Genomic DNA, 24,313 nt, shown 5'->3' on the forward strand with positions numbered 1-24,313 from the left:
TTTCAATATTAATCAATTTAAATTTTATTCTTTTTCCTTTTTGGGAATCAGCAATTTTTCTCCTCTTTCAGAGAAATTTTTAGTTTTTCCGTTCGCAGCCATCAATTGTTCTACTGAAATTCCATATTTACTGGCAACAACTCTTAAAATATCTCCCGGTCCTACAGTATGAACAGCCTGAACGGGTACGGTTAATTTTGTAACTCCTACCTTAATTCCTTCAGGATCAACACCAGGATTCAGTTTTTTCATAGTACTTGCACTCACATTAAACTTATTGGCTATACCAAAAAAAGTCTCTCCTGATTTTACGGTATATTTACCAGTTTCGCTTTTAATGGCAACAGGTTCTGAAATTTTTTCTTCCTTTTTCTCTTCAACTTTTGCATCAGAGACGACCGTTTCGGAAGTTTTTTCTTCAGTTTTCGCTACTTCAGGCGATGAGACTTCAGTTTTTTGATCTTTCATATCGTCTTCATCTACTACTACTGAATCAGTAGTTTTTGGTACTACCATTTCTTCGGCGGCAAGTTCAGAGCTTGAATTGGACTCATCTGACATCATCTGCCAGCCAACATAAAGCAAAACACATACTAAAACAATCAAAATAGCCAAAACAGCAGTAGGGGTGGTGCTATTTGGATGCTCGGGTTTGGGGTTTCTGTCTTCAAATTCCATTACTTATTTTTTATTTCAATGTTCATTAATTTCACTTTCTCTTTTAATTCTTCTTTGTAACCCAAAAGTTTGTCTTTCAATTCCTTGTTCTCAATTCCGAGTATCTGAACTGCCAATAATCCTGCATTTGTAGATGCGTTTAGTGCAACTGTGGCCACGGGTACTCCATTGGGCATTTGCAAAATAGATAATATTGAATCCCATCCATCAATAGAGTTACTTGATTTTACAGGCACTCCAATTACCGGCAAAATCGTAGCTGAAGCAACCATTCCAGGCAAATGTGCGGCACCACCCGCACCTGCAATTATGACTTTTAAACCTCTTTCAACCGCTGATTTGGCATAATCTATCATCCTCTCGGGTGTCCTGTGTGCCGATACGACTTCAATTTCGTAAGGAACTTCAAATTTTTCAAATATTTCTACAGCACCCTGCATGACTTTCATATCAGAACTGCTACCCATTATTATTCCTACCATGCAGATTATTTGGAAATTACTTTTAAATTATCTTTTACAAAATTCACCTTTTCAATCAAATTATCAAAATTTGAGTCTAAAATTGTTACATGACCCATTTTTCTAAATGGTTTTGTGGTCTTTTTGCCGTAAAAAAACGGAAATACACCTTCGATGCCCAGTATTTGGTCCATTCCTTCAATATTTACAGCCCCCTCGTAGCCGGGCTCTCCCAGGATATTTACCATTGCCGCAGTTGAAACTGGTTTTAAATCTACCAATGGTAAATCAAGAATTGCCCTCCAATGCATATCAAACTGAGAAATCAGATTGGCTTTTTGAGTGTGATGCCCACTGTTATGTGGTCGTGGAGCCACTTCATTGACCAAAATTTGCCCATCTTTAGTTAAAAACATTTCAACAGCAAGTAAGCCAACTATTCCAAATTTTTCAGCTACAGTTTTAGCAATGCTTTTGGCTTTTTCCTCAACATCAGTGCTAATATTTGCAGGGGAAAATAAATATTCAACAAGGTTGGCTTCAGGGTGAAATACCATTTCTACAACAGGAAAAGCCACAATTGAGCCTGAAGGATTACGTGCGACAATCACAGCAAGTTCTTTTTCAAAATCAATTAATTGTTCAATGATTCCATTGGCATTAAAAACCTTCTCAATATCTCCACTATCTCTGATGATTTGCACACCCCGACCATCATAGCCACCTACTCCAATTTTATTAACTACCGGAAAACTTTGGATTTTATTTTTTGCATCTTCCTTATTTTCAATAAGAAAAAAATCCGATGTTGGAATATTGTGGTCTGCAAAAAACTGCTTTTGTATGGTTTTGTCTTTTATTGTTTCCACTATTGCAGGTTGTGGATAGACCATTTTGCCTTCAGCCTCCAGTTTTTTTAGTGCTTCAATATTGACATTTTCAATTTCGATAGTAATTACATCTAAAGTTTTTCCGAAATTATAGACTGTGTCAAAGTCCATTATATCTCCCAAAACAAAATTTCTGGTAATCCCCGCACAAGGGCAATGAGCGTCATTTTCAAGCACCGAAACATCCAAATCAAAATCAAGGGCAGCCTGAATAAGCATTTTGCCCAATTGACCGCCCCCTAAAATTCCGATTTTAGTATTGTTTTTAAAACCCATATTTTATTTTATTTCGAATTCTTTGGGTTTTAAACCTTTATTAAATTTTACTGATTGAAGCTCAGAACTGATTTCTCCCATTTGAGTTTTTTGTTTTCTTACCACTGGTAATAAAATATCAGAACCTTTAAATGCTTTATAATCTTCAAAAATTGCAACAATTTCTATTGTTCCTCTTGGACTAGTTCTACTCATAGAAGTTCTGTCTTTCAAGCCTGTAGCTGTGTTAAAGTAGTCTTTTGAAACTTTTCCGTCAGCATCCTTTATTTCTACTACATCGTAAGTTTTGCCATCAATTGTTTCCTGAGGTAGAAGTGCGAGTGTAAACCCTAATTTTTCATACTCCATTTCAACAAAAGGATTGAGTCTTGCAGATTCTGTAATGGCTTCTTTTCCTTTTTTGGGTTCCTGATTGTTATTTCCCCAGTTGCTTTTCATAACCATTGTTTCGCCATCAAATTTAGTTGACATCAATTCCATACCGTTTGAGAACATGGAGGTACTATATTTAAACGGAAATGCAATTTTGGTTTCAGTTTCGCTAACACCTCGGGGAGTTTCGGTGGTAATTGACATTACCATGTCGGTAATCGTGGCACTACTTTTTGAAATATTGGTAACCTCAAGGTATTTTTTGATTACATCCTGAGCGGTTTTTTGTGCATTGGCTATATTTACAGCCAACATTAACAATACAAAAACTTTAAATTTCATGATAATTGTATTTAGTAATGAAAAATTGAATATGATAGAAAACGCAATTTTGAGAGATTTTTATCTGAAAACCCAAACAAAATTATTAGAACAAAGTTACTCTTAAAAATGATGTTAATGAAAAAAGAAATCGCAATTTTTTGGTTTAGAAGAGATTTAAGATTGGAAGATAACGCCGGTTTGTATCATGCTCTAAAATCTGGTTTGGAAGTACTTCCTTTATTTATTTTTGATCAAAATATCTTACAAAAGCTTAATAATAAATACGATAAAAGAGTTGATTTTATATATCAGACAATATTTTCTTTAAAAAAAGAGCTTGAAAAGTTGGGCACAACTTTGCTGGTAAAGTCAGGTTTTCCTTCAGACATTTGGAAAGAGATTTTTAAAGAATACAATGTCAAAGAAATTTATACCAATCATGATTACGAAAAATATGCTCTGGAAAGGGATGAGGCAATTAAAAATATAAGTAATCAATCAGGAATTGCCTTTTATTCTTTTAAGGATCAGTGTATTTTCGAGAAAAAAGAGATACTTTCCGGTTCAAATGAGCCATATACGGTTTTTACACCTTATTCGAAAAAATGGAAAGCAACTTTGACTGAATTTTATGTAAAGCCTTATCCTATAGAGAAATACGTCAATTTATTTTTAAAAATAGATCCATTTCCAATGCTTTCAATTGAGGAAATTGGATTTGAAAAAACAAATATCCAGTTTCAAAACCCGGAATTAAATACCAAAATTATAGCCAACTACCATAAAAACAGAGACATACCCTCAATATCTGGAACCTCAAAACTCAGTATGCATTTAAGATTTGGGACAATAAGTATAAGAAAATGCGTACAGTTTGCTTTGAAATACAATGAGACATGGTTAAATGAATTGATTTGGAGGGATTTTTATATGAATATCCTGGCCAATTTTCCCCAGATTAATCAAGGATTGAGTTTTAAACTTAAATACGACTTGATAAATTGGCGTAATAATTCTGAAGAATTTGAAGCCTGGTGTAATGGCAGAACGGGTTTTCCAATTGTGGATGCGGGAATGAGGGAGCTCAATGCGACTGGTTTTATGCACAACCGTGTAAGGATGATCGTGGGGTCCTTCTTATGCAAAGATTTGCTTATTGATTGGCGGTGGGGTGAAACTTATTTTTCTGAAAAACTCCTGGATTTTGATTTTGCCGCCAATAATGGAGGTTGGCAGTGGGCCTCAGGTAGTGGGTGTGATGCCGCTCCCTATTTCAGGGTTTTCAATCCTTCAGAACAAACCAAAAAATTTGACCCACAGTTGGAATATATTAAGAGATGGGTACCGGAATTTCAGGATTTCTCCTATCCAAAACCTATTGTGAACCATGATTTTGCCAGAAAAAGGGCTTTGGAAGTTTATAAAGAAGCACTAAGCGTATTATAATTATTAAATATTGAAATCTATTTTTTATTAAAATTCAAGATTAATATGTCTTTTTCGTAGTTTTGGACAATTATCATTCCCGATGGATTCTTTTTTAAAAATTGCCGCCAAAGATATTTTTCAACAAAATCAACTCGAATCACTTCGTGACATTCAGGTGATTTTACCCAGTAGGAGGGCAGTTTATTATTTCAAAAAGGAACTTTCCAATTTCTCAGATAAACCCTTTTTTTTACCCAAAATCTGGGCAATTGATGATTTTCTGATAGAAAAATCAGGATTGAAATTGATTGATAATGTGAGTTTGTATCTTCGGGCTTTCCAAATTTGGAAAAGAATTGATGCCGATCAATCTATCGAAACTTTCTTGCAATGGATTCCTACGCTCTTAAAAGATTTTGAAAATATAGATTTCTCCTTGGTAGAGCAACCTCATCAACTTTTTAAGTATATGAGTGAGGCCCAGGCCATTGAAAGATGGGGATTGTCAGATGATTTCCAGTTTTCTGCCAACACGATGACTTATTTCAGTTTTTTTGACAAAGTCGCTTTTCTTTATGAAGAACTTCAAAAAGACCTTATAAAAAACAATGAATGCAGCCGAGGACAAGCCTATCGCATGGTATCTCTGCAAAAAAATGAGTTGTTTGGTACAAACTGCGGATTTCATTATTTCATTGGTTTAAATGCATTAAGTAAAGCTGAAGAAGAGATTATTCAACATCTGGTAAAGAATCAAAAAGCTTTTTGTATTTGGGATACAGATACATATTATATGAATTCTGGCCAAAAAGCAGGCAAAAAGCTCCTTCAATACAAAAAAACTGGCCAATATGGAACCTGGAATTATGAATTTGACTATTTGACTAATTCAGCAAAAAATATCAGGGTTTTTGAAGTTCCCAATGAATCAGCTCAAATTAAATTGCTGAATAATATTGTTTTAGAAACCGGGGAACAGAATCACGTACTTGCAGTTCTAGACGAGGCTCAATTTGAACCACTAATACTAAATCTTCCTCAAAAATCTTTGAAATTGAATGTATCTATCGGTATTCCGCTTTCTCATAGCAAGGTTTCTGGATTGATTAAATTATTGATAGTTAATTATATAGATTTTCAAAAAAATAAAAAAATTCATAGAAATTCATTAATGCGTTTTTTTGAACTTGATATTTTTAAAGAATTATTAGGCAAAAATTATATTCAAATTGAGAAAATAATTAATAAAAGCTCAAAATTCTATTTTGAAAAATCAGATTTCAATCAAGAAGATTCTAAATTATTCAGCCAATTGTTTGAACAGGGTAACACCCGGGTTTTGATTGAAATTCTGAGAGAATGGGCTGAATCATTGATTGAAATATTAAGGGAACAGACACTTGAAATAACTTTTTGCAATGTTCTGATTTCCAAGCTTTCATTAGTTCTGGATCAATTGGTTACCGGTTTTGATATTTCGGTCAAGGCTTTTGAGGTATTGATTACAGAAATGCTAAAGAATGAAAAACTACCATTTGAAGGTGACCAAAACACTCCTTTACAAATAATGAGCTTATTGGAGACCCGGTGTTTAGATTTTGAAAATGTAACTTTGATGTCGTTTAATGAAGGTTTTTTGCCTTCCAATACTCGTTCTAATAGCTTTATTTCCGATGATGCCGCATATTATTTCAATTTGCCACTGTACACCGATCAGGATTCTATCATGGCATATCATTTTTTAAGATTACTTCAAAGGGCAAAAAATATAAATTTTGTTTATTTGACAGGAGCAAGTAATGAAATGACCATAAAAGAAAAAAGCCGTTTTATTAGCCAGATAGAAAATCAATTGGTTCCCAAAAATCCTAAAATCAATATTTTCTATCCAAGGATTGTTTTTGAAAATGAAAATATAGAAAGTGCTGAAAAACAAAATATTGTAATTAAGAAAAACGAGTTTATCTTAAAAAATATAAAGAAATATCTTGAATATAACGGCTTGAGTCCAACAACACTTAACAATTACATTGAATGCCCTTTACGATTTTATTGGCTCAATGTTGAAAAATTAAAACCTGAAAACGAAATCTCTGAAACCATCATGGTAGATACATTCGGAGTAATATTACATGCTGCACTCGAGCTGATCGACAAAGACAAAGGTTTAAAATCCAAAGAAGAATTAGAATTTAACCGGATAAATATTCCTGCTGTTATTGAAAAAGTTTTTACTGAATTAAAAGTAAAGGTGGATAATCAGCAGGGTATAAATTATTTATTAAAAAACGTTGCAGAAAAACTTCTCGACCAATATTTTGAAATGCGAATTGCCAATTTTCAAAATCCTTATGAAATCATAGATAATGAAATATTTTTGGAATATAGCAGGTTGATAGGGGATTCCCGGGTAAAGTTTAAGGGAACAATTGACAAAATCGAAAAACATGGTAACACACTGGAATTAATCGATTTTAAATCAGGGGAAGTAGATTTTTCTAAAACTGGAAATAAAACTATTGAGGAGATATTTTCAGAAAATAAACTTGGTAAACAAAGGCAATTATATTTTTATATTTATCTGGTTTTCAAAAATATAAGTATTATTTCGGTACTGAAAAATAATCAATCCGATCTTAATTTAAAAGCTAGAATTTACTCTTTCAGAAACTTAACAAAGGATTTATCGCTTGAACAAATCGAATTAAAAGACCTGCAATTTGTAAAAACAATAGATGAAACACTGGAAAAAATAGTATTGGAAATTTTAAATCCAGAGGTAGAGATTGTTCAAACTGAAGAGAAAAAGAATTGTCAGTATTGCGACTTCAGAAATATTTGTAAAAGAGAATAAATTTTACATCATTCTAAAGCTTGATTCCTAGAGTTTTAGGATGATATTCAAATTATATTTAAAAAAAACATTTTGTTGGATATTGCGAGTAAAGAAAAAACTGGTATCTTTGCATCCGATTTGGCTGACAAGCTTACTTTAGAGAGATGGCAGAGTGGTCGAATGCGGCGGTCTTGAAAACCGTTGACTGTTACAGGTCCGGGGGTTCGAATCCCTCTCTCTCTGCTCCAAAACCGACAATTTGTCGGTTTTTTTTATGTTTTTACCTTTTGGAAAATAATAATTAGACATTTTTCTCATCAGAATTATTCCATAAATCAAAACGGGCAATTCCTTTGAGAAATATTTTAAGGATAAAAATTGATATGAAAAGGCTTAAATCATTGGAAATTAGAGCCTTCTATTTGTTGATATGTTGATTATCAGTGAATTGGATAAAATTCAATAAAAAGGGCACAACAGGATAAAAATATCGTGTTTAGGTACTTTTGATTGTGATTGTCTTGCATTATTTGGAAATTTATTTCCAATAGAAATTTTATAAAATACTGATTGTTAATAATTTGTAGATCTTGGTCGGTTTCTCATCATCTCTAAATACTCTTTAGGAAATGCGGCTTCCTTTTTTTGCTTAAATTTCGAAACAATCAAAATAGAAATTAATAAAATGGCAATAGTTAAAAATAGTATCATTGGTATTAATAATTAGGTTATATTGCATAATTAACTAACATATAACACGATACATTTTTTTTGCCAAAGAAAATATTATCAAGATATCAACATTAACAATTTTACGACAAATGCCTCTTATTTTAGTGCCTACGCCTATCGGTAATCTTAAAGATATGACTATCAGGGCTTTAGAAAATCTTAAAGAAGCAGATTTAATTCTCGCTGAAGATACCCGCACTTCAGGTATTTTATTAAAGCATTTTGAAATTTCCAGGCCTCTTCAAAGCTATCATATCTTTAACGAACACAAAACCGTTGACAAAATAATTACTGAGTTAAAAAAGGACAAAAAGATAGTACTTATTTCGGATGCGGGCACGCCTGGAATTTCCGACCCGGGTTTTTTGATCGTGAGGGAATGTATCCAAAATCAAATTGAGGTTATTTGCTTGCCAGGTGCCACTGCTCTTATTCCGGCTTTGGTAATTTCTGGTTTACCAACCGATAGTTTTGTATTTGAAGGTTTTTTGCCCGTAAAAAAAGGTCGGCAAACCAAACTTACAGAGCTAAAAACGGAACCCAGGACCATGGTTTTTTACGAATCACCACACCGATTGGTCAAAACTTTAGAAAATTTCATAGAGTATTTTGGAGAAAACCGGCGGGTTTCAGTTTCTAGGGAGATTTCAAAATTACATGAGGAAACTTTGAGAGGCACTTTGTCAGAAATTCTTACTATTTTTGCGAATCGTACAATTAAAGGCGAAATTGTAATTGTTTTAGAAGGTAATAATTCAAAAAAGAAAGATTATGAACGTGAATAATAAATGTGTTTTGGTAACAGGAGCATCAAGAGGAATTGGAAAAGCGATTGCCACCGAATTTGCAAAAAATGGAGCCAGAGTAGCATTTACATACCTTTCATCAATTGAGAAAGGGCAGGCCTTGGAACAGGAGCTTGGACAATTTGGTAATTTTTGTAAAGGTTACAGATCTGACGCTTCTGATTATGTTTCAGCTGAAAATCTTATTAGTCAAGTTGTTGAGGACTTTGGTGGTGTGGATGTTGTGATAAACAACGCCGGAATTACCCGAGATACATTGTTGATGCGTATGTCAGAAGAACAATGGGATGAGGTGATGAGAATCAACCTGAAATCGGTTTTTAACCTTACCAAAGCCGCCACCAAGCCGATGATGAGAGCAAAAAGTGGCTCAATTATTAATATTACATCCGTGGTTGGCCTTATGGGAAATGCCGGTCAGGCCAATTATTCTGCATCAAAAGCCGGAATGATCGGGTTTACCAAGTCAATTGCCAAAGAATTAGGTTCAAGAAATATCCGTTGCAATGCTATTGCCCCCGGTTTTATAGAAACTGAAATGACAGGTGAACTCAACGAGGAGCAATTGAAAGAGTGGACTAAATCTATACCTCTAAAACGAGCCGGCCAAGGTCAGGACATTGCAAATGCCTGCTTGTTTTTAGCCTCTGATGCCTCATCTTATATCACCGGCCAAGTGATTGTAGTGGATGGTGGTATGTTAATGTAATTCAACAATAAAGCCTAATTTTTCAATGAAACCAGAATTAATTCTCCAATCTCCGCTTTGGTATGTATTAATCTGTGTGTTTGTTGCTATAGTTTTTGCTATTTTTACTTATATAAAAGAGAAAAATTACAAAGCTTCTCCCAAATATTTATTAGCGGCCACAAGAGGTTTAATTACTTTTATTCTTTGTTTTTTATTACTAGGGCCATTAGTCAAGTATGTTTCTCAACTTATCATTAAACCCAAGGTTTTGATATTGGTTGACAATTCCCGATCTATGAATGCTTTGGGAATTAAGGCTTTTTTAGAGTTAAAAAATGGGTTGACTGCATTGAGCGACTATTTACAGGAAAATGAATTTGATTATGAGGTAAAAACCCTCAAAAGTGATGAAGTTTTTAAAGATTTTGAAAAAATTAAGTTCGAATTAAATACCACTAATCTTTCTGAAACTTTTTCTGATATTAAAAATAATTATGAAGGTCAGAATATTTCTGATGTGATTTTAGTAAGTGACGGAATAATAAATCAAGGCGTTTTTCCTTCATTTCAAAAATATCCTTTCAATGTTCATACCATTGGTTATGGTGATACCACCAGTGTTAAAGACTTGTCAATCAATGGAATATCCGCCAATAAAATTGCATATTTAGGGAATAAATTCCTGGTAAATGTTGATATTAATTCCACACTTTTAAAGGGGAAGTCAACCATTGTAAATATTAAAAATGGTCAGGGCAAAATTTTACAATCAAAAAACATTATCATTTCACAAACTGATGATTTTCAAACCATTAGCTTTGAACTTCAAGCCGAAAAAGAAGGAAAGCAGCGGTATATCGTTGAAGCAAAAGCATTGGAAGGGGAGTATTCGTTGAAAAATAATGTAAAAGATTTTTTAATTGATGTTGTAAACGGAAAAGAAAAAATCCTTTTGGTGGCTTATGCACCACACCCTGATATAAAAGCCATTAAGTCTATTGTTGAAAAAAATGATTTATTTGAATTAAAAGTGGTAATAGCTCAAAACGTAACCGCAAACCAAATACCCAAAGAGTCATTTGATTTATTGATTCTGCATCAATTACCCGATATGTACGGCAGTAACATCCAGTTAGTCAATGCTTTAATTGCTCAAAAAAAACCAACACTTTTTTTTGTTGGAAGTCGTACCAACCTGCAGGTTTTAAATGGGATGCAGAATGTGATGGGCATAAATGCACAAATCAATAAAATTGATAAAGTCACTGGATTAATCAATTCATCATTTAACAGGTTTAATTTACCCGTAAATGCTAATGAATTAATTGCCAAACTTCCTCCCCTTAATTCGCCATTTGGTGAATATAAAACTTTTCCAGGTTCAGAAATTATCATGTATCAAAGGTTTTCAGGTATAAATACAGAGCGACCGCTATTGGCATATAATGGAAATTTAGATCGGAAAAACGCCGTATTCGTTGGTGAAGGCCTCTGGCAGTGGCGTTTGGAAGAATTTTCTATTGACAGCCGACAGTTTGTAATTGATGATTTTTTCATAAAAACACTTCAACTTCTTACCATAAAAGAGGATAAGAGTAAATTGAGGGTTTATCCTTTAAATGAAAAATTTGAATTAGACCAAAAAATTGTTTTCGAAGCCGAGGCGTACAATAATATTTTTGAAAAAATCTATAATCAGAGTATTTCATTAAGTATAAAAAGTGAAAATGGTACAGTAAAAAATTATGGTTTTACCAATACTCCTGAGACTTCACGTTTTGAACTTTCAAATTTATCCGCTGGATTATATTCTTATACGGCCACTGCTGAAATTTTAGGAAAAAAAGAAACAGCTACGGGACAGTTTATGGTTAGCAATTCTGATATAGAAACAATAAATGTAAAGGCTGATTTTGATTTGTTAAAAACCCTTTCAAACGAAAATAACGGTGACTATGTTTACTATAAAAATGTTATTGAACTTCGTAATAGTTTGAAAAGCAAGGGATTAATTAATAAAGTGGTCAGCAATGAAGAAATGAAGGATTTAGTGAGCCTGAAATGGATTTTATTTCTTCTTATTGCCCTGGCTTCTATCGAATGGGGCTATAGAAAATTCCTGGGAGGATATTAAAAAAACCGGACAAGCCGGTTTTTTATTTTACGGAAAGCTAAAAAATTATAAGTGATTTTCATGGCAAATTCTTAAAATCAACTTACCAACACCTTAGCTTGTTTTGGACGCATAAGCTTTTTCATTTTTTCTCTGTCGGCCTGACCCATTTGCTCAAGTTGAGTATAAGCATCATTTAGGTTATTAAGCACATTGTCAATGTCTTCAATAGTAATAAACCTGGAAATCGTCATTCTTAATCCTGACTTATTCATAGGTACACTTGGAAAGCTGCATGTATCAACAAAAGCACCATGGTCAACTAAATATTTTGAGGCATAAAAGACATTTTCGAGACTTCCTAAAACCACATAAAAAATTGGAGTTTTGTGGTCACCGCTCAATGGCAGGTTGAGTTGGTTGGCTTTTTTCCAGAAGTATTCTATTTTTTGTTTTAATTCAAGTTGCCAATCGGCAAATTCCGCTCTCATATGTATTTCAGCGGATTTTATTGCAGCGGCAGCAACACCAGGGTGGGGTGGACCGGAAAACACCATATTTGTACCCAAGGTCTTTACCAATTCTTTTGTTTCCCGATTGGGATATACCATTAATCCACCACCTACACCAAATCCTTTTGCCATTGATAGTCCCAAATACAATTTTTCATGTTGTCCCATTTCATTCAAAACGTAACCGACACCGTTTTTTCCAATCCAACTGGTACCATGAGCATCATCGGCATAAACATGAAATTGTTCATATTTGTCGAGTAATACTTTAATATCTTTCATTGGGGCACCATCACCCATCATCGAATACACACCGTCAATCATGTACCACACGTTTCGGTGTTTTTCTTTTAATTCTTTGATCCTTTCTTCCAGAAGGTCGATGCGGCTATGTCTGATATATTCGACATGAATATCCGAGTTTCTGGTGATGTTAATGGCGGTTTGAAGGCTACTGTGAACATATAAATCCAGAATTACTGCATCTTCTTTTCCCAAAAGTATTGGAAAATTGGAAACATGAGCAAAAGTAGTGGAAGTAGTGATATTTACAGGTTGACCGTACATTTTTTCGATAGACTCTTCCATTTGTTCAAAAATCTCTAAGCCCATAAATGACCTTGATGATGAAAAATACATGCCATATCTGTCTATTCCTTCTTTGGCAGCTTCTTTTATTTCCTCATTTTGGTCTAATCCCATATAACTGCAGTTACCAAAAAAAACTGCTTCTTGTCCTCTGACGGTTACTTTATGACCATCATAGTGGTCTCCGGTGGAGACTGCTTTGATTACCCCAATTTCCTGTGCGGCAACAAATGATTGATTTAATGCTTCTAATTCTTTTGAAATATGTATCATTACTGGTTTGATTTAATATAACAACCAGATTACAAGGTCTATACCAAAAAAAGCAAAATATTGGGTGGTTGATATAGGTCAATTATTAAACGGTATCAAATTCTCTATATACTTGAAATAAACTTAAAAAACGAATAAAAAATAATTTTCATTGTTATTATTTATTTTAATTCTTAAAATTGATTTAAAATTCCAGTCAAAGTTTTTCGTTTGTATCTTTGTTTTAATAAAAGTCGATTGAGTGAAAAAAGTAATTTTTAGTATTTCTCTACTGTATTCAGTTTTAGCCGGTGCTCAGGATGTAAAAGAAATAAATGCCGCATTGGATTTTGAAAAAAAGCCTTCTATCATTAGTATTCCAATTGATATTTCGATTGATGATTTACAAAATCAGATTAACTCCGGAATGCCTGATATGATTTATGAGGATAAAAGTTTTGATGATAACGATCATGATGAATTGAAAGTAAAAGTCTGGAGAAAAGGAAATTTGATTTTTACCGGATTACAAAATGATGTTTTCTCCTACGAAGTACCTTTAAAAATTTGGGCACAAAAAAGAATATCTGTTTTGGGTGTTTCACAGGCACCAGCCACTGAATTTGAATTAAAATTAAAATTCTCTTCAAAATTTTCAATTACCCCTGATTATGATATTCAAACTTTAACAAATGGTTTAGGTTACGTTTGGATTACTAAACCTGTTTTGAAAACTGGTTATATGGACATTCCGATTACACCAATAATTGGAAAACTAATTGAAAATAATTTGTCGCTTTTTGCGAGGCAAATAGATCAGACCATTAAAGAAAATTATTCCCTTAAACCCTATGTTTTAAAAGCATGGGAAACTGCCAAAAAGCCTTTTCTGGCTTCAGAGGAATATAATACCTGGGTAATTGTAGATCCTGTTGACATGTTTATGACACCCCTGAAGACAGTTGGAAAAAGCCTCAAATCTACACTTGGAATCAAAGTCTTTGTTGAAACTTTGGTTGGAAATCCTACCAGCTTAGATCCAAAACCTATCAAACTTCCGGTATTTAAAACGGTAGCCAGTATCCCAGACATATTTGAAATACAGCTTTTTAATGTCATAAGCTATGAACAAGCTACCAAAATCAGCCAAAACATGTTTAAAGGTCAGAAATATGAATTTAAAAATGGGAAATACAAAATTGAAATCCTCGACCTTGAAGTTGGCTTTTTGGATGATCAACTATTGATTAAAACCGTAACTAAAGGAAGCTTTAAAGGGACTATTTTCATAAAAGGTGTCCCTAAGTATAATCCTGAAAAGAAAGTCGTGGAATTGACAGCAGCGGAACTGGATATCAAAACCAAAAATATTCTTCATAAATCCGGTGCATGGTTACTGGAAGGCTATATGGAAAGAAAAATCGAAAGTGAGTTTGGCCTTCCGGTCGATGATATTATTAATTATGGTAGAGCTGCTGTACTTGAAACTATAAACTCTGAAATAACTAAAGGAGTAAAAATGAAAGGTGAGATTGTATCCATTACCCCCGATAAAGTCAAAGCTTCTGAAAGCGGGATTTTGGCCATAGTAAATTCCAAAGCCAAAGTAGAGATAGTTGTAAAAGGCATGTGATAATTCGCCGGTTCTATTTTGGATATTTTTTATTAATTTTGTATTGAAATAAGCTAACCTATCGCTGCGGGTGACCGTAGAGGAAAGTCCGAACAACAAAGAGCATCATGCTACCTAACGGGTAGGGTTTCATTTTAATGAAATACAGAAAGTGCCACAGAAATAATACCGCCCAGCAATTGCGGGGTAAGGGTGAAATGGAGGTGTAAGAGACCCCCGAGCCGATTGCGAAATTGGCTGCATTGGTAAACCTCATGAGTTGAAAGACCAAATATACCGACATTGCAGGGCTGCTCGCCTTAGTCGGAGGGTAGGTCGCTAGAGTGAAGAAGTGATTTTTCACCGAGATAAATGATAGGAAAATACAGAATTCGGCTTATTAGCTTATTTCTTTTTTTGAAAAACAAAAATAAATTTCTATTTTTGCACTCCAATTTTAAAAACAGGGGACGGGTTCCCCACTAAATTAACAATTTAATGGCTGTTAAAATCAGATTAGCAAGAAGAGGTCGTAAAAAAATGCCTATTTACGATATCGTTGTTGCAGACGCTAAGTCACCACGTGATGGTAGATTTATCGAGAAACTTGGTCAATATAACCCTCATACTACTCCGGCTTCAATTAACTTGAAAGCTGATAGAGCTTTGTATTGGTTGCAAGTAGGTGCTCAACCAACTGACACCACTAGAAAAATATTGTCAGTTAATGGTGTAATGATAAAAAAACACCTTCAGATTGGTGTTACTAAAGGTGCAATTACTCAGGAACAAGCCGATGCAAAATTCGAAGCCTGGAGTAATGAAAAAGCAGAACTTAGAGCTAAAAAAATCGCAAAACTAGCTGGCGATAAAAACTCTCAGAAAATTGCTGCTTTAGATATCGAGCGTAAGAAAAAAGAAGAAAAAGAGGCAGCAGTTTTAAAAGCTGAGCAAGCTCTTATTGATGCTGCTAATCAAGCTGAAGCAGCACAGAAAGCTTCAGAAGAAAGTGCCGCTGTGGAAACAGAAGTAGAAGCTGAGGTTGTTGCTGAAGAAACTCCATCTGTTGAAGAAGTTGCAGCACCAGAGGCTACAACCGAAGTTACAGAAGCTTCAGAAGAAGCACCTGCAGCTGAATAATTTTCAGAAGATTTTTGTTATAAATCCTCGCTTTTACGGCGGGGATTTTTTATTTTAGTATTATGAAAAAAAACGAGTGTTATTCTCTGGGAAAAATCACTAAATCACATGGATTAAAAGGTGAAGTGACAATTTATCTCGATGTAGATCAACCAGAAAATTATAAAAAACTTGACGTTATCCTTTTAGACATAAAAGGTGAATTGATTCCATACGATGTAGAGAAAATACAGATTAGAGGGAAAAAGTCAATTCTAAAATTGAAAGAAATAACCTCAATTGAAGAAACCGAGAAAGTCGTCAATGCTGAAGTATTCCTTCCATTAATTGCTTTGCCAAAACTAAAAGGGAATAGGTTTTATTATCATGAAATAATTGGCTATAATATTTATGATAGTAACTCTGAAAAAGAAATTGGTAAAATAAAGGCAATATATGAAAGTACGGGCAATGATTTGTTTGCTGTTGACCATAATGGCGTTGAAATTTTAATTCCCATCGTTGATCAATTCATCAAAAAAATTGATCACCAAAATACTACTATTGAATTAAATATCCCTGATGGCTTGGTAGATGTATATTTAAATTCCTGAGAAAATGCGAATTGATATAATAACTTGTCAACCCGGACTGATTGAAGGGTTCTTTTCGCAGTCAATTGTGAAAAATGCTCAATCAAATGGCCATGTTTCCATATATATTCACGACCTAAGAAAATATGGACAGGGAAACTATAAGCAAATCGATGATTATCAATATGGAGGTGGTGCCGGTATGGTATTGATGGTTGAGCCACTGGCTAATTGCATCCGGGATTTACAGAAACAGGTTAATTTTGATGAGATAATTTACATGACCCCAGACGGTGAGAATTTGAATCAAAAAACTGTAAATTTCTTGTCATTAAAGCTAAATATTTTAATAATCTGTGGGCATTATAAAGGCATAGATGAAAGAATTAGAGAGATATTTGTAACCAGAGAAATTTCAATCGGTGATTATGTATTATCTGGTGGTGAATTGGCAGCTGCTGTCTTTACTGATGCCCTCGTTAGGCTTATACCGGGTGTATTAAATGATGAAACTTCAGCACTAACAGACTCATTCCAGGATAATCTTTTAGCCCCCCCCGTTTATTCGCGTCCGGCAGTGTTTGAAGGCCTTGAAGTTCCTTCGGTTTTACTATCCGGGAATGAAAAAATAATCAATGAATGGAGACTGGAGAAGTCAATAGAAAGGACTCAAAACAGAAGGCCCGATTTGTTGGATTTTTGATTGTTTTTCTCCTGAAAAAAACGTACTTTTACAAAAAAATAGTAAAAACTTTACCTTAATTTTTAATAGAATCCTTCACCTATATTTATGGCAGAAGAAAACGAAAATCAAGATCTGAGTGCTGGTAATCACGGCACAATTATTCCAATTAATATTGAGGATGAAATGAGAGGTGCGTACATTGACTATTCTATGTCAGTGATCGTTTCCAGAGCATTACCCGACGTTAGAGATGGTTTCAAACCAGTACACCGCAGAGTACTTTTCGGTATGTCTGAGTTGGGTGTCTATCATAACCGGCCTTACAAAAAATCTGCCCGTATTGTGGGAGAGGTTTTGGGTAAATATCACCCTCATGGAGACTCCTCGGTTTATGATACCATGGTGCGTATGGCACAAGAATGGTCCTTACGATATCCTCTGGTCGATGGTCAGGGTAATTTTGGCTCGATTGATGGCGATTCGCCAGCAGCGATGCGTTATACAGAGGCCCGCCTAAGAAGAATTGCTGAAGAAATGCTTTCTGATATCAACAAAGAAACAGTTGATTTTCAGGGCAATTTTGATGATTCTCTTACCGAACCTTCTGTATTACCAGCCCGAATCCCAAATCTTTTGTTGAATGGTACTTCCGGTATAGCTGTAGGTATGGCCACGAATATGGCTCCTCATAATTTAACTGAGGTAGCTGAAGGAATTATTCAATATATCGACAATCCAGATATCGAAATTGAAGGATTGATGGAATTTATTAAAGCCCCTGACTTCCCTACAGGAGGAATTATTTATGGGTATAGTGGTGTAAAATCGGCTTTTGAAACCGGTAGAGGTAGAATCGTTATCAGATCTGTTGCCAATTTTGAAGTTTCAAAAACTGGTAAGGAACAAATCGTCGTTACCGAGATTCCTTATATGGTCAATAAAGCCAACATGATTGAGAAAACGGCTCAACTGATCAATGAAAAGAAAATTGAGGGGATTTCCGATCTTAGAGATGAGTCAGACCGTGAAGGTCTTAGGGTTGTTTATGATTTAAAACGCGATGCCGTTCCAAATGTAGTATTAAATAACCTTTTCAAGTATACTCAACTGCAATCATCCTTTAGCATCAACAATGTTGCTTTGGTAAAAGGAAAACCTGTTACTCTCAATCTCAAAGAATTAATCAAATATTATGTTGAGCATAGGATTGAAGTAATTACTCGTCGTACACAGTTTGAATTAAAAGAAGCAGAAAAAAGAGCCCATATTCTTGAAGGTTTATTAATAGCCTTAGATCACCTTGATGAGGTAATTGCTTTAATTAGAAATTCTAAGGATCCTGACGAAGCAAGAGCAGGATTGATAAGTACATATAGTCTTTCAGAAATTCAAGCCAGGGCAATTCTTGACATGAGATTGCAGAGGTTAACCGGCCTTGAAAGAGACAAAATCATTGAAGAATATAAGCAAATCAAAGAACTTATTGATGAACTAAATTCAATTTTGGCCTCTGACGAAAGAAAGAAAGAAATTGTAAAAGCCGACTTGCTCGATATAAAAACCAAATTTGGTGACGCTCGTAGAAGCAAAATTGAGATGGTAGGAGGGGAGTTCAATATCGAGGATATGATACCTGACGACGAAATGCTCGTAACAGTTTCTAATCAAGGATATATTAAACGAACCAACCTGGCCGAATATAAAACTCAGGGTAGAGGTGGTACAGGATCCAGAGGTGTGAAAACTAAAGACGAAGACTTTACAGAACACCTTTTCATGGCTACAAATCACAATTACCTGCTGTTTTTCACTGAAAAAGGTAAACTGTTCTGGTTGCGGGTTTTTGAAGTTCCTGAAGGAAATAAATTGTCTAAAGGAAGAGCCATTCAAAACCTGATTAATATAGAGTCAGATGATAAAATCAAGGCTGTATTAAATGTGAAAACATTGTCAGATCCTGATTATATCAAGAATAATTATATTGTAATGTGTACCAAAAAAGGTACTGTGAAGAAAACGCTACTTGAGCTATATTCCAGACCACGCCAAAATGGTATCATTGCACTTAATATCAATGAAGGTGATACTTTGATTGACGTAGCTTTAACTAATGGCAATGATTACATCATTATTGCTGCAAGTCAGGGTAAAGCGGTTAGATTCCACGAATCAGGTATCAGACCTATGGGTAGGGGAGCGACTGGTGTGAGAGGCATTTCGTTGGCTGAAGATGATCACGTTATTGGTATGATTTGTATCAACAGAGAAGATGCACAATTAATGGTAGTATCGGAAAATGGTTTTGGTAAAAGATCTGATATTGAAGATTATAGAATCACTGCCAGAGGTGCCAAAGGAGTTAAAACACTTAATATAACTGATAAAGTAGGAAGGCTCGTTTCGATTAAAGAAGTGACAGATTTTGACGACTTAATGATTATTACCAACAAAGGAATAACAATAAGGATACAGGTGGCTGATCTAAGGGTTATGGGTAGAAATACACAGGGAGTTAAGTTGATCAGGATAAATGACAATGATGGAATTGCTTCAGTGACCAGAATTATTAGTGAAGATGCTGTAGATGAACAAGGTGAGGAAGGTGATGTTCAGTCAGGAGAATCATCAGATAATCCTGAAGTAACTCCCGAATCTTAATAATTAATGAATTGTTAAACAATAAGAAAAAAATAAACCAAATTTTAAATATTTGTCTAAAACAAAAATAAAATCAATTAAAAAATGAAAAAAATAATTGTAGCAGGTTTTATAAGTGTAATCGCTTTAACTGCTAAAGGTCAGACAGCAGCAGACCCTTTAAAAGAGATTGAATGTAAAGGTTATGCCGATGCTGTAAACAAAGCAATTAAAACTTCTGAAAACCCTAAACAAAACGTAAAAAGTGCTACTTGGGTAAAATTGGCAGAAGCATATGTAACTCAGGGAAGTCGTTGTACTGATGATTCATCTGCTGCACAGAAAGCTTTTGATGCTTATTCGAAGGCATTAGAAATTGAAAAAGCAGCGGGTGGAAAAAAATCTAAGGCTATCGAAGAAGCCCTTAGCAGTAAAACAATGAGTGATTTATTCCTATCACAAGGAGCAAACTACTATAATAGCAAAAATCTGGCAATGGCCGCCAAATATTTCGGGATGAGCACTAAGATTAACCCGAAAGATACACTTGCTTCATTGTATTCCGGAATCGTTTATCAGGCGGTAGGAAATAACGAAGATGCAAAAGTGAGTTTCAACAATTATATCGGCAATGGCGGGAAAGATCCGGCGGTATTTTATAGCCTGGCACAGATTCTAAAAGTAGAGAAAAAATGGGATGAGGCAGTGACGATTCTTAGAAAAGGCGTTGCAATGAATCCTGCTGATAAAGATTTGAAAAATGAAATTATCAATACTTATATCGTTTCAAACAATATTGATGGAGCTATTGCTGACCTAAATAAAATGGTTGAAAATGACCCTACAAATGTTTTAAATCTTTCTAATCTTGGATTGCTATACGATAGCAAATCACAGGATTATAACTCAGAAATTTTCAAAATTAAAGATGCAATCGAAAAACACAGCACTGTTGATCTGGAGAAAAAGCTGGAAAATGAAAAGGATAAACTTTCAGCTTATCAAAGTGAGATTGCCAATTTAACTACAAAATTGAAAAAAGAACCTAAAACAGCCGCTGCCACTAAAAAGAGAATTGCTGAGGTAACAAGTCAAAAAGTGAGTATTGAAGAGGGGATAACCAAGATCCAAAGTGAAATTGAAACCAAAAAAGCGGATTTGAGCTCTGTAGGTTTGGATGCTAAATTGCCCGAACTAATTCAAAACCAGAAGTCATTTCAAGATAAAGCATTGAATATTTATAATAAAGTTCTGGCTTTGGATCCGGACCACTATGAAACTAATTTCAATATGGCAGTATTATATTTTAATCAGGCCGTAGAGACTAAAAAAGCAGTTGATGCGATGGATATGAAAACTTTCCAGAAAGAAGGTAAAGTAATTGAGCAAAAAGCTTGCGAACAGTTTAGTATTGCAAAACCATATTTTGATAAATGTCAAACATTAAAATCTGATGATGATATGGTTATTGAAAACTTAAAAAATCTAAACCGTATATTGGAACAGTGTAAAAACTAATTTCTGCAAAATAGGCCACAAGATATTGTGGCCTATTTTATATTTTAATATTTAACATAATATAAATTATAAAACAAATCATAAATCAGAAAATAAGATATAATTATTATTTAGGAATAAATGATTCAACCGTACCATCAGAATAAAAAATCATAACTTTTACTTCTTTTCTTTCCTGATTCGGTAAGGCCTGAGAATTGAATATTTTTTCTTCACCTTTATATTGTATGGGAATATTCAATTCTCGTTCATCATAAAAATCATCAGATCTAAATTGAAAATTAAGATCTTTGGCTAGTTTTTGAATTATTGTTTTGTCGATGTCTTTTTCATCTGAAATCCATTCATAACCGAGCTCAGGAAATTTGCTAATTATTTTCTGAATAATCTCCAGGCTGGGTTTATTTCTGTTAGAAAGAATGTGGCTTATTATAGGTCTGCTAACGTTTATATAATCAGCAAATCTGGCTGCACTCAAACCAAGCCCTATAATTAACTTTTCTATCTTATCCCTTAATTCCATAACACAAATGTAGCAAATTTGTGCAATAATTGACAAATAAATTCAAAATAAATAACATTTGTTAATTATATACATATACATACTTAAAATTATTGACAAAAAAAGTCAACTTTTTTGCAGGATAATTATAAATAGAAAGCTTGTTGGATTTAATTTTTTAGGAGATAATATTTGCAAAAAGAATTTGGGTTTCGGCTTTGTGTTTTCCTATAATAAACTAATTGCTATATCCATTAAACTAATTAAGAACTAGGGACTCAGTTTTTTTTAAACTGAGTCCTATTTTAAGGGTTCCGGCTTTTGTGCTTTCAAATTATAAAAAAGTTTCTAATCTGCAAACTTATTAAAACAAAAGGGGCTCAATTATTACATTGAGCCCCTTTTTAATTATTATTATTCTAATTAAACACTAACATTATTTTCTCTAAGTGCTTGATTTAATGAAGTTTTTAAGTCAGTACTTTCCTTTCTTTTTCCAATTATCAATGCACACGGTATGCCATATTCTCCGGCAGGAAAAGCTTTCGTAAGCGTACCAGGTATTACAACTGAGTTATCAGGTACATGTCCGATATATTGAACAGGCTCCGGTCCGGTAACGTCAATAATCTTTGAGCTACCTGTAATCGTTACTCCGGCACCAAGTACTGCTTTTTTACCGATATGTGCTCCTTCAACCACAATGCATCTTGATCCAATAAATGCACCGTCTTCAATTATAACAGGGCTTGCCTGAGGTGGCTCCAAAACACCTCCAATGCCTACACCCCCACTTAAATGTACATTTTTACCAATTTGGGCACAACTTCCTACTGTGGCCCAAGTATCTATCATTGTACCTTCATCGATATAAGCACCAATATTTACATATGAGGGCATTAAAATTACTCCAGGGGCAATATAAGAACCATATCTTGCTACTGCAGGAGGAACCACTCTTACACCCAGTTCTTTATAGTTTCTTTTTAACTCCATTTTATCATGGTATTCAAAGATTCCTGCTTCCAGGACTTCCATTTGTCTCAAAGGGAAAAATAAAATAATGGCTTTTTTCACCCACTCATTAGTCACCCATTCGTTATTGCTATTTAAATTAGCCACCCTAATTTCCCCAAGATCCACTCTTCTCACCACTTCATTGATAGCATCTACTGTACTTTTTTCTTTTAAAAGAGTTCTATCCTCCCATGCTGCCAATATCAATTCCTCCATTGTATTATTTTTATTATATTTTGAAATAGTTTTACTTAATTAAGATACACTTAAATTGTACGAAATCAATCTGTTAAAGTTATAAAATAAAAGACTTTTTCAGGATCAGAAATTTCATTTTTTTTACCCGAATATTATTTCGTTAAAGAAAAATATAATACAAATATAAGATTTTTTAGGTTAAGATAAAAAATAAAAGAGCATGCTAATGTACTAAAATTATTAGTAATATAGCTTTGTCTCTCCCCTATTGGTATTCTTTAAAAATAATACAATTTCCCCAAATAAAAATCTTAAAACATATTGATTTTTTTAAAGATTGTGTGTTGCTTTTCATAGAATTAAGGCAATAAAAATACTAAATTGATATAGTAATTGGGAATATTATTTCTAATTTTGTGAATCTTTTTTTACATAAAATTTGAAGACAATGAAAAACATCAAAGTAGCAATTAATGGATTTGGCCGGATTGGTCGTTTGGTTTACAGACAAATATATAACATGGAAGGTATCGATGTTGTAGCTATCAACGATTTAACAAGCCCCAAAACCCTTGCTCACTTGCTAAAATATGACACAGCTCAAGGTAGATTTGAAGAAAAAGTGGAATCTACTGAGAATTCAATTATCGTAAATGGCGATTCAATTAATATTTATGCTCAGAGAGATCCGGCACAAATTCCTTGGGGATCACATGATGTAGATGTGGTTTTGGAATGCACAGGATTTTTTGCAGATGCCGCTAAAGCAAGTGCTCATATCACTGCTGGTGCCAAAAGAGTTGTGATTTCAGCTCCTGCTACCGGTGATTTGAAAACTGTAGTATTCAATGTTAATCATGACATTTTGGATGGAACAGAGACCATAATAAGTGGAGCTTCTTGTACTACCAACTGTCTTGCTCCAATGGCACAAGTTTTAGAGAATGAATATGGCATAGTTAATGGTTTGATGACAACTATTCATGCATACACTAATGACCAAAACACTCAGGATGCACCTCATGCAAAAGGTGATTTGAGAAGGGCAAGAGCGGCAGCACAAAATATTGTTCCTAATAGTACAGGGGCAGCTAAAGCAATTGGTTTGGTTTTGCCTAGTTTGAAAGGAAAACTTGACGGATCAGCTCAGAGAGTTCCAACCCTGACAGGATCATTAACTGAATTGACTTGTGTACTTGGCAAAAAAGTTACTGTTGAAGAAATCAATAAAGCTATGGCAGCCGCTGCTAACGAAAGCTTTGGTTACACAGAAGATGAAATTGTAAGCTCAGATATTATCGGAATCAGCTTCGGATCGTTGTTTGATGCTACTCAGACAAGAGTTCAAACAGTAGGTGATACTCAATTAGTGAGAACTATTAGCTGGTATGATAACGAGATGTCTTATGTATCTCAATTGGTTAGAACAGTGAAATATTTTGCCTCGTTGATTAAGTAATTTCGAAATTAATT

General features: G+C 34.2%; 19 protein-coding genes, 1 tRNA gene and 1 other RNA gene. 14 read left to right on the top strand and 7 right to left on the bottom strand.

Annotation, left to right across the window (positions count from 1 at the left end):
* Positions 1-24: 24 nt before the first annotated feature.
* The 4 genes from IPP61_16410 to IPP61_16425 are packed head-to-tail and all read right to left on the bottom strand — an operon-like array spanning position 25 to position 3,019.
* Complete coding sequence (locus IPP61_16410; protein ID MBL0326733.1) at positions 25-678, bottom strand: LysM peptidoglycan-binding domain-containing protein; 654 nt, start codon at positions 676-678, stop codon at positions 25-27.
* Positions 678-1,160, bottom strand: a complete 483-nt coding sequence (purE, locus tag IPP61_16415; protein ID MBL0326734.1) for a 5-(carboxyamino)imidazole ribonucleotide mutase — start codon at positions 1,158-1,160, stop codon at positions 678-680. Before purE ends, IPP61_16410 begins: the two co-directional genes overlap by 1 nt.
* Before the next feature lie 5 nt (positions 1,161-1,165).
* Positions 1,166-2,305, bottom strand: a complete 1,140-nt coding sequence (locus IPP61_16420; GenBank protein ID MBL0326735.1) for a 5-(carboxyamino)imidazole ribonucleotide synthase — start codon at positions 2,303-2,305, stop codon at positions 1,166-1,168.
* 3 nt (positions 2,306-2,308) lie between these two features.
* Positions 2,309-3,019 (bottom strand): hypothetical protein, encoded by a 711-nt coding sequence (locus tag IPP61_16425; GenBank protein ID MBL0326736.1) that lies wholly within the window; start codon positions 3,017-3,019, stop codon positions 2,309-2,311.
* Positions 3,020-3,136: 117 nt separating this feature from the next.
* On the opposite strand from IPP61_16425, the gene IPP61_16430 reads away from it, so the two are divergent.
* The 6 genes from IPP61_16430 to IPP61_16455 all read left to right on the top strand — a co-directional run bounded on the left by IPP61_16430 (position 3,137) and on the right by IPP61_16455 (position 11,628).
* A complete protein-coding gene (locus IPP61_16430; GenBank protein ID MBL0326737.1) occupies positions 3,137-4,447 on the top strand; it encodes a deoxyribodipyrimidine photo-lyase in 1,311 nt (436 codons plus the stop codon).
* An 82-nt stretch (positions 4,448-4,529) separates the two neighbouring features.
* On the top strand, positions 4,530-7,283 hold the full coding sequence (locus tag IPP61_16435) for a PD-(D/E)XK nuclease family protein (protein ID MBL0326738.1): 2,754 nt from the start codon (positions 4,530-4,532) through the stop codon (positions 7,281-7,283).
* Positions 7,284-7,423: 140 nt separating this feature from the next.
* Positions 7,424-7,508: transfer RNA gene (locus IPP61_16440), tRNA-Ser, on the top strand.
* Positions 7,509-8,086: 578 nt separating this feature from the next.
* Positions 8,087-8,782, top strand: coding sequence for a 16S rRNA (cytidine(1402)-2'-O)-methyltransferase (rsmI, locus tag IPP61_16445; GenBank protein MBL0326739.1), 696 nt, complete (start codon positions 8,087-8,089; stop codon positions 8,780-8,782).
* Complete coding sequence (gene fabG / locus IPP61_16450; protein ID MBL0326740.1) at positions 8,769-9,512, top strand: 3-oxoacyl-[acyl-carrier-protein] reductase; 744 nt, start codon at positions 8,769-8,771, stop codon at positions 9,510-9,512. Before rsmI ends, fabG begins: the two co-directional genes overlap by 14 nt.
* A gap of 25 nt (positions 9,513-9,537) precedes the next feature.
* A complete protein-coding gene (locus IPP61_16455; GenBank protein MBL0326741.1) occupies positions 9,538-11,628 on the top strand; it encodes a VWA domain-containing protein in 2,091 nt (696 codons plus the stop codon).
* Between the two features lie 77 nt (positions 11,629-11,705).
* On the opposite strand, the gene IPP61_16460 is transcribed toward IPP61_16455, so the two are convergent.
* The gene (locus IPP61_16460) at positions 11,706-12,980 is read right to left on the bottom strand and encodes an aminotransferase class I/II-fold pyridoxal phosphate-dependent enzyme (protein MBL0326742.1); all 1,275 of its coding nucleotides are present in this window, start codon (positions 12,978-12,980) and stop codon (positions 11,706-11,708) included.
* A 241-nt stretch (positions 12,981-13,221) separates the two neighbouring features.
* Here IPP61_16460 and IPP61_16465 point away from each other — a divergent pair, with 241 nt between their 5' ends.
* The 7 genes from IPP61_16465 (at position 13,222) to IPP61_16495 (ending at position 21,123) form a co-directional block, all read left to right on the top strand.
* Positions 13,222-14,592: a DUF4403 family protein gene (locus tag IPP61_16465; GenBank protein MBL0326743.1), complete on the top strand. Its 1,371-nt coding sequence runs from the start codon at positions 13,222-13,224 to the stop codon at positions 14,590-14,592.
* Positions 14,593-14,637: 45 nt separating this feature from the next.
* An RNA gene (rnpB, locus tag IPP61_16470) (RNase P RNA component class A) lies at positions 14,638-14,987 on the top strand.
* 82 nt (positions 14,988-15,069) lie between these two features.
* Entirely contained in the window at positions 15,070-15,711 is a 642-nt protein-coding gene (locus tag IPP61_16475; GenBank protein ID MBL0326744.1) for a 30S ribosomal protein S16, read from the top strand.
* Between the two features lie 62 nt (positions 15,712-15,773).
* Complete coding sequence (gene rimM / locus IPP61_16480) at positions 15,774-16,304, top strand: 16S rRNA processing protein RimM (GenBank protein ID MBL0326745.1); 531 nt, start codon at positions 15,774-15,776, stop codon at positions 16,302-16,304.
* A gap of 4 nt (positions 16,305-16,308) precedes the next feature.
* A complete protein-coding gene (gene trmD / locus IPP61_16485) occupies positions 16,309-16,986 on the top strand; it encodes a tRNA (guanosine(37)-N1)-methyltransferase TrmD (protein ID MBL0326746.1) in 678 nt (225 codons plus the stop codon).
* A gap of 87 nt (positions 16,987-17,073) precedes the next feature.
* Positions 17,074-19,626 carry a DNA gyrase subunit A gene (gene gyrA, locus IPP61_16490; protein MBL0326747.1) on the top strand — a complete coding sequence of 851 codons (2,553 nt, stop codon included), beginning with the start codon at positions 17,074-17,076 and terminating at the stop codon, positions 19,624-19,626.
* A gap of 84 nt (positions 19,627-19,710) precedes the next feature.
* On the top strand, positions 19,711-21,123 hold the full coding sequence (locus tag IPP61_16495; protein ID MBL0326748.1) for a hypothetical protein: 1,413 nt from the start codon (positions 19,711-19,713) through the stop codon (positions 21,121-21,123).
* 106 nt (positions 21,124-21,229) lie between these two features.
* Here the strand turns inward: IPP61_16495 and IPP61_16500 are convergent, their stop codons facing one another.
* Positions 21,230-21,646, bottom strand: coding sequence for a helix-turn-helix transcriptional regulator (locus tag IPP61_16500; protein ID MBL0326749.1), 417 nt, complete (start codon positions 21,644-21,646; stop codon positions 21,230-21,232).
* A 402-nt stretch (positions 21,647-22,048) separates the two neighbouring features.
* The gene (locus tag IPP61_16505; GenBank protein MBL0326750.1) at positions 22,049-22,858 is read right to left on the bottom strand and encodes a 2,3,4,5-tetrahydropyridine-2,6-dicarboxylate N-succinyltransferase; all 810 of its coding nucleotides are present in this window, start codon (positions 22,856-22,858) and stop codon (positions 22,049-22,051) included.
* Positions 22,859-23,288: 430 nt separating this feature from the next.
* Here IPP61_16505 and gap point away from each other — a divergent pair, with 430 nt between their 5' ends.
* Complete coding sequence (gene gap / locus IPP61_16510; protein MBL0326751.1) at positions 23,289-24,299, top strand: type I glyceraldehyde-3-phosphate dehydrogenase; 1,011 nt, start codon at positions 23,289-23,291, stop codon at positions 24,297-24,299.
* The last annotated feature ends 14 nt before the right edge of the window (positions 24,300-24,313 follow it).

Source organism: Cytophagaceae bacterium, assembly GCA_016722655.1.
Taxonomy (GTDB): domain Bacteria; phylum Bacteroidota; class Bacteroidia; order Cytophagales; family Spirosomataceae; genus Leadbetterella.

Excerpts from the sequence above, each read along its gene's own strand:
- IPP61_16410 (MBL0326733.1), bottom strand. The coding sequence starts at position 678 with ATGGAATTTGAAGACAGAAACCCCAAACCCGAGCATCCAAATAGCACC.
- purE (MBL0326734.1), bottom strand. The coding sequence starts at position 1,160 with ATGGTAGGAATAATAATGGGTAGCAGTTCTGATATGAAAGTCATGCAG.
- IPP61_16420 (MBL0326735.1), bottom strand. The coding sequence starts at position 2,305 with ATGGGTTTTAAAAACAATACTAAAATCGGAATTTTAGGGGGCGGTCAA.
- IPP61_16425 (MBL0326736.1), bottom strand. The coding sequence starts at position 3,019 with ATGAAATTTAAAGTTTTTGTATTGTTAATGTTGGCTGTAAATATAGCC.
- IPP61_16430 (MBL0326737.1), top strand. The coding sequence starts at position 3,137 with ATGAAAAAAGAAATCGCAATTTTTTGGTTTAGAAGAGATTTAAGATTG.
- IPP61_16435 (MBL0326738.1), top strand. The coding sequence starts at position 4,530 with ATGGATTCTTTTTTAAAAATTGCCGCCAAAGATATTTTTCAACAAAAT.
- rsmI (MBL0326739.1), top strand. The coding sequence starts at position 8,087 with ATGCCTCTTATTTTAGTGCCTACGCCTATCGGTAATCTTAAAGATATG.
- fabG (MBL0326740.1), top strand. The coding sequence starts at position 8,769 with ATGAACGTGAATAATAAATGTGTTTTGGTAACAGGAGCATCAAGAGGA.
- IPP61_16455 (MBL0326741.1), top strand. The coding sequence starts at position 9,538 with ATGAAACCAGAATTAATTCTCCAATCTCCGCTTTGGTATGTATTAATC.
- IPP61_16460 (MBL0326742.1), bottom strand. The coding sequence starts at position 12,980 with ATGATACATATTTCAAAAGAATTAGAAGCATTAAATCAATCATTTGTT.
- IPP61_16475 (MBL0326744.1), top strand. The coding sequence starts at position 15,070 with ATGGCTGTTAAAATCAGATTAGCAAGAAGAGGTCGTAAAAAAATGCCT.
- rimM (MBL0326745.1), top strand. The coding sequence starts at position 15,774 with ATGAAAAAAAACGAGTGTTATTCTCTGGGAAAAATCACTAAATCACAT.
- trmD (MBL0326746.1), top strand. The coding sequence starts at position 16,309 with ATGCGAATTGATATAATAACTTGTCAACCCGGACTGATTGAAGGGTTC.
- gyrA (MBL0326747.1), top strand. The coding sequence starts at position 17,074 with ATGGCAGAAGAAAACGAAAATCAAGATCTGAGTGCTGGTAATCACGGC.
- IPP61_16495 (MBL0326748.1), top strand. The coding sequence starts at position 19,711 with ATGAAAAAAATAATTGTAGCAGGTTTTATAAGTGTAATCGCTTTAACT.
- IPP61_16500 (MBL0326749.1), bottom strand. The coding sequence starts at position 21,646 with ATGGAATTAAGGGATAAGATAGAAAAGTTAATTATAGGGCTTGGTTTG.
- IPP61_16505 (MBL0326750.1), bottom strand. The coding sequence starts at position 22,858 with ATGGAGGAATTGATATTGGCAGCATGGGAGGATAGAACTCTTTTAAAA.
- gap (MBL0326751.1), top strand. The coding sequence starts at position 23,289 with ATGAAAAACATCAAAGTAGCAATTAATGGATTTGGCCGGATTGGTCGT.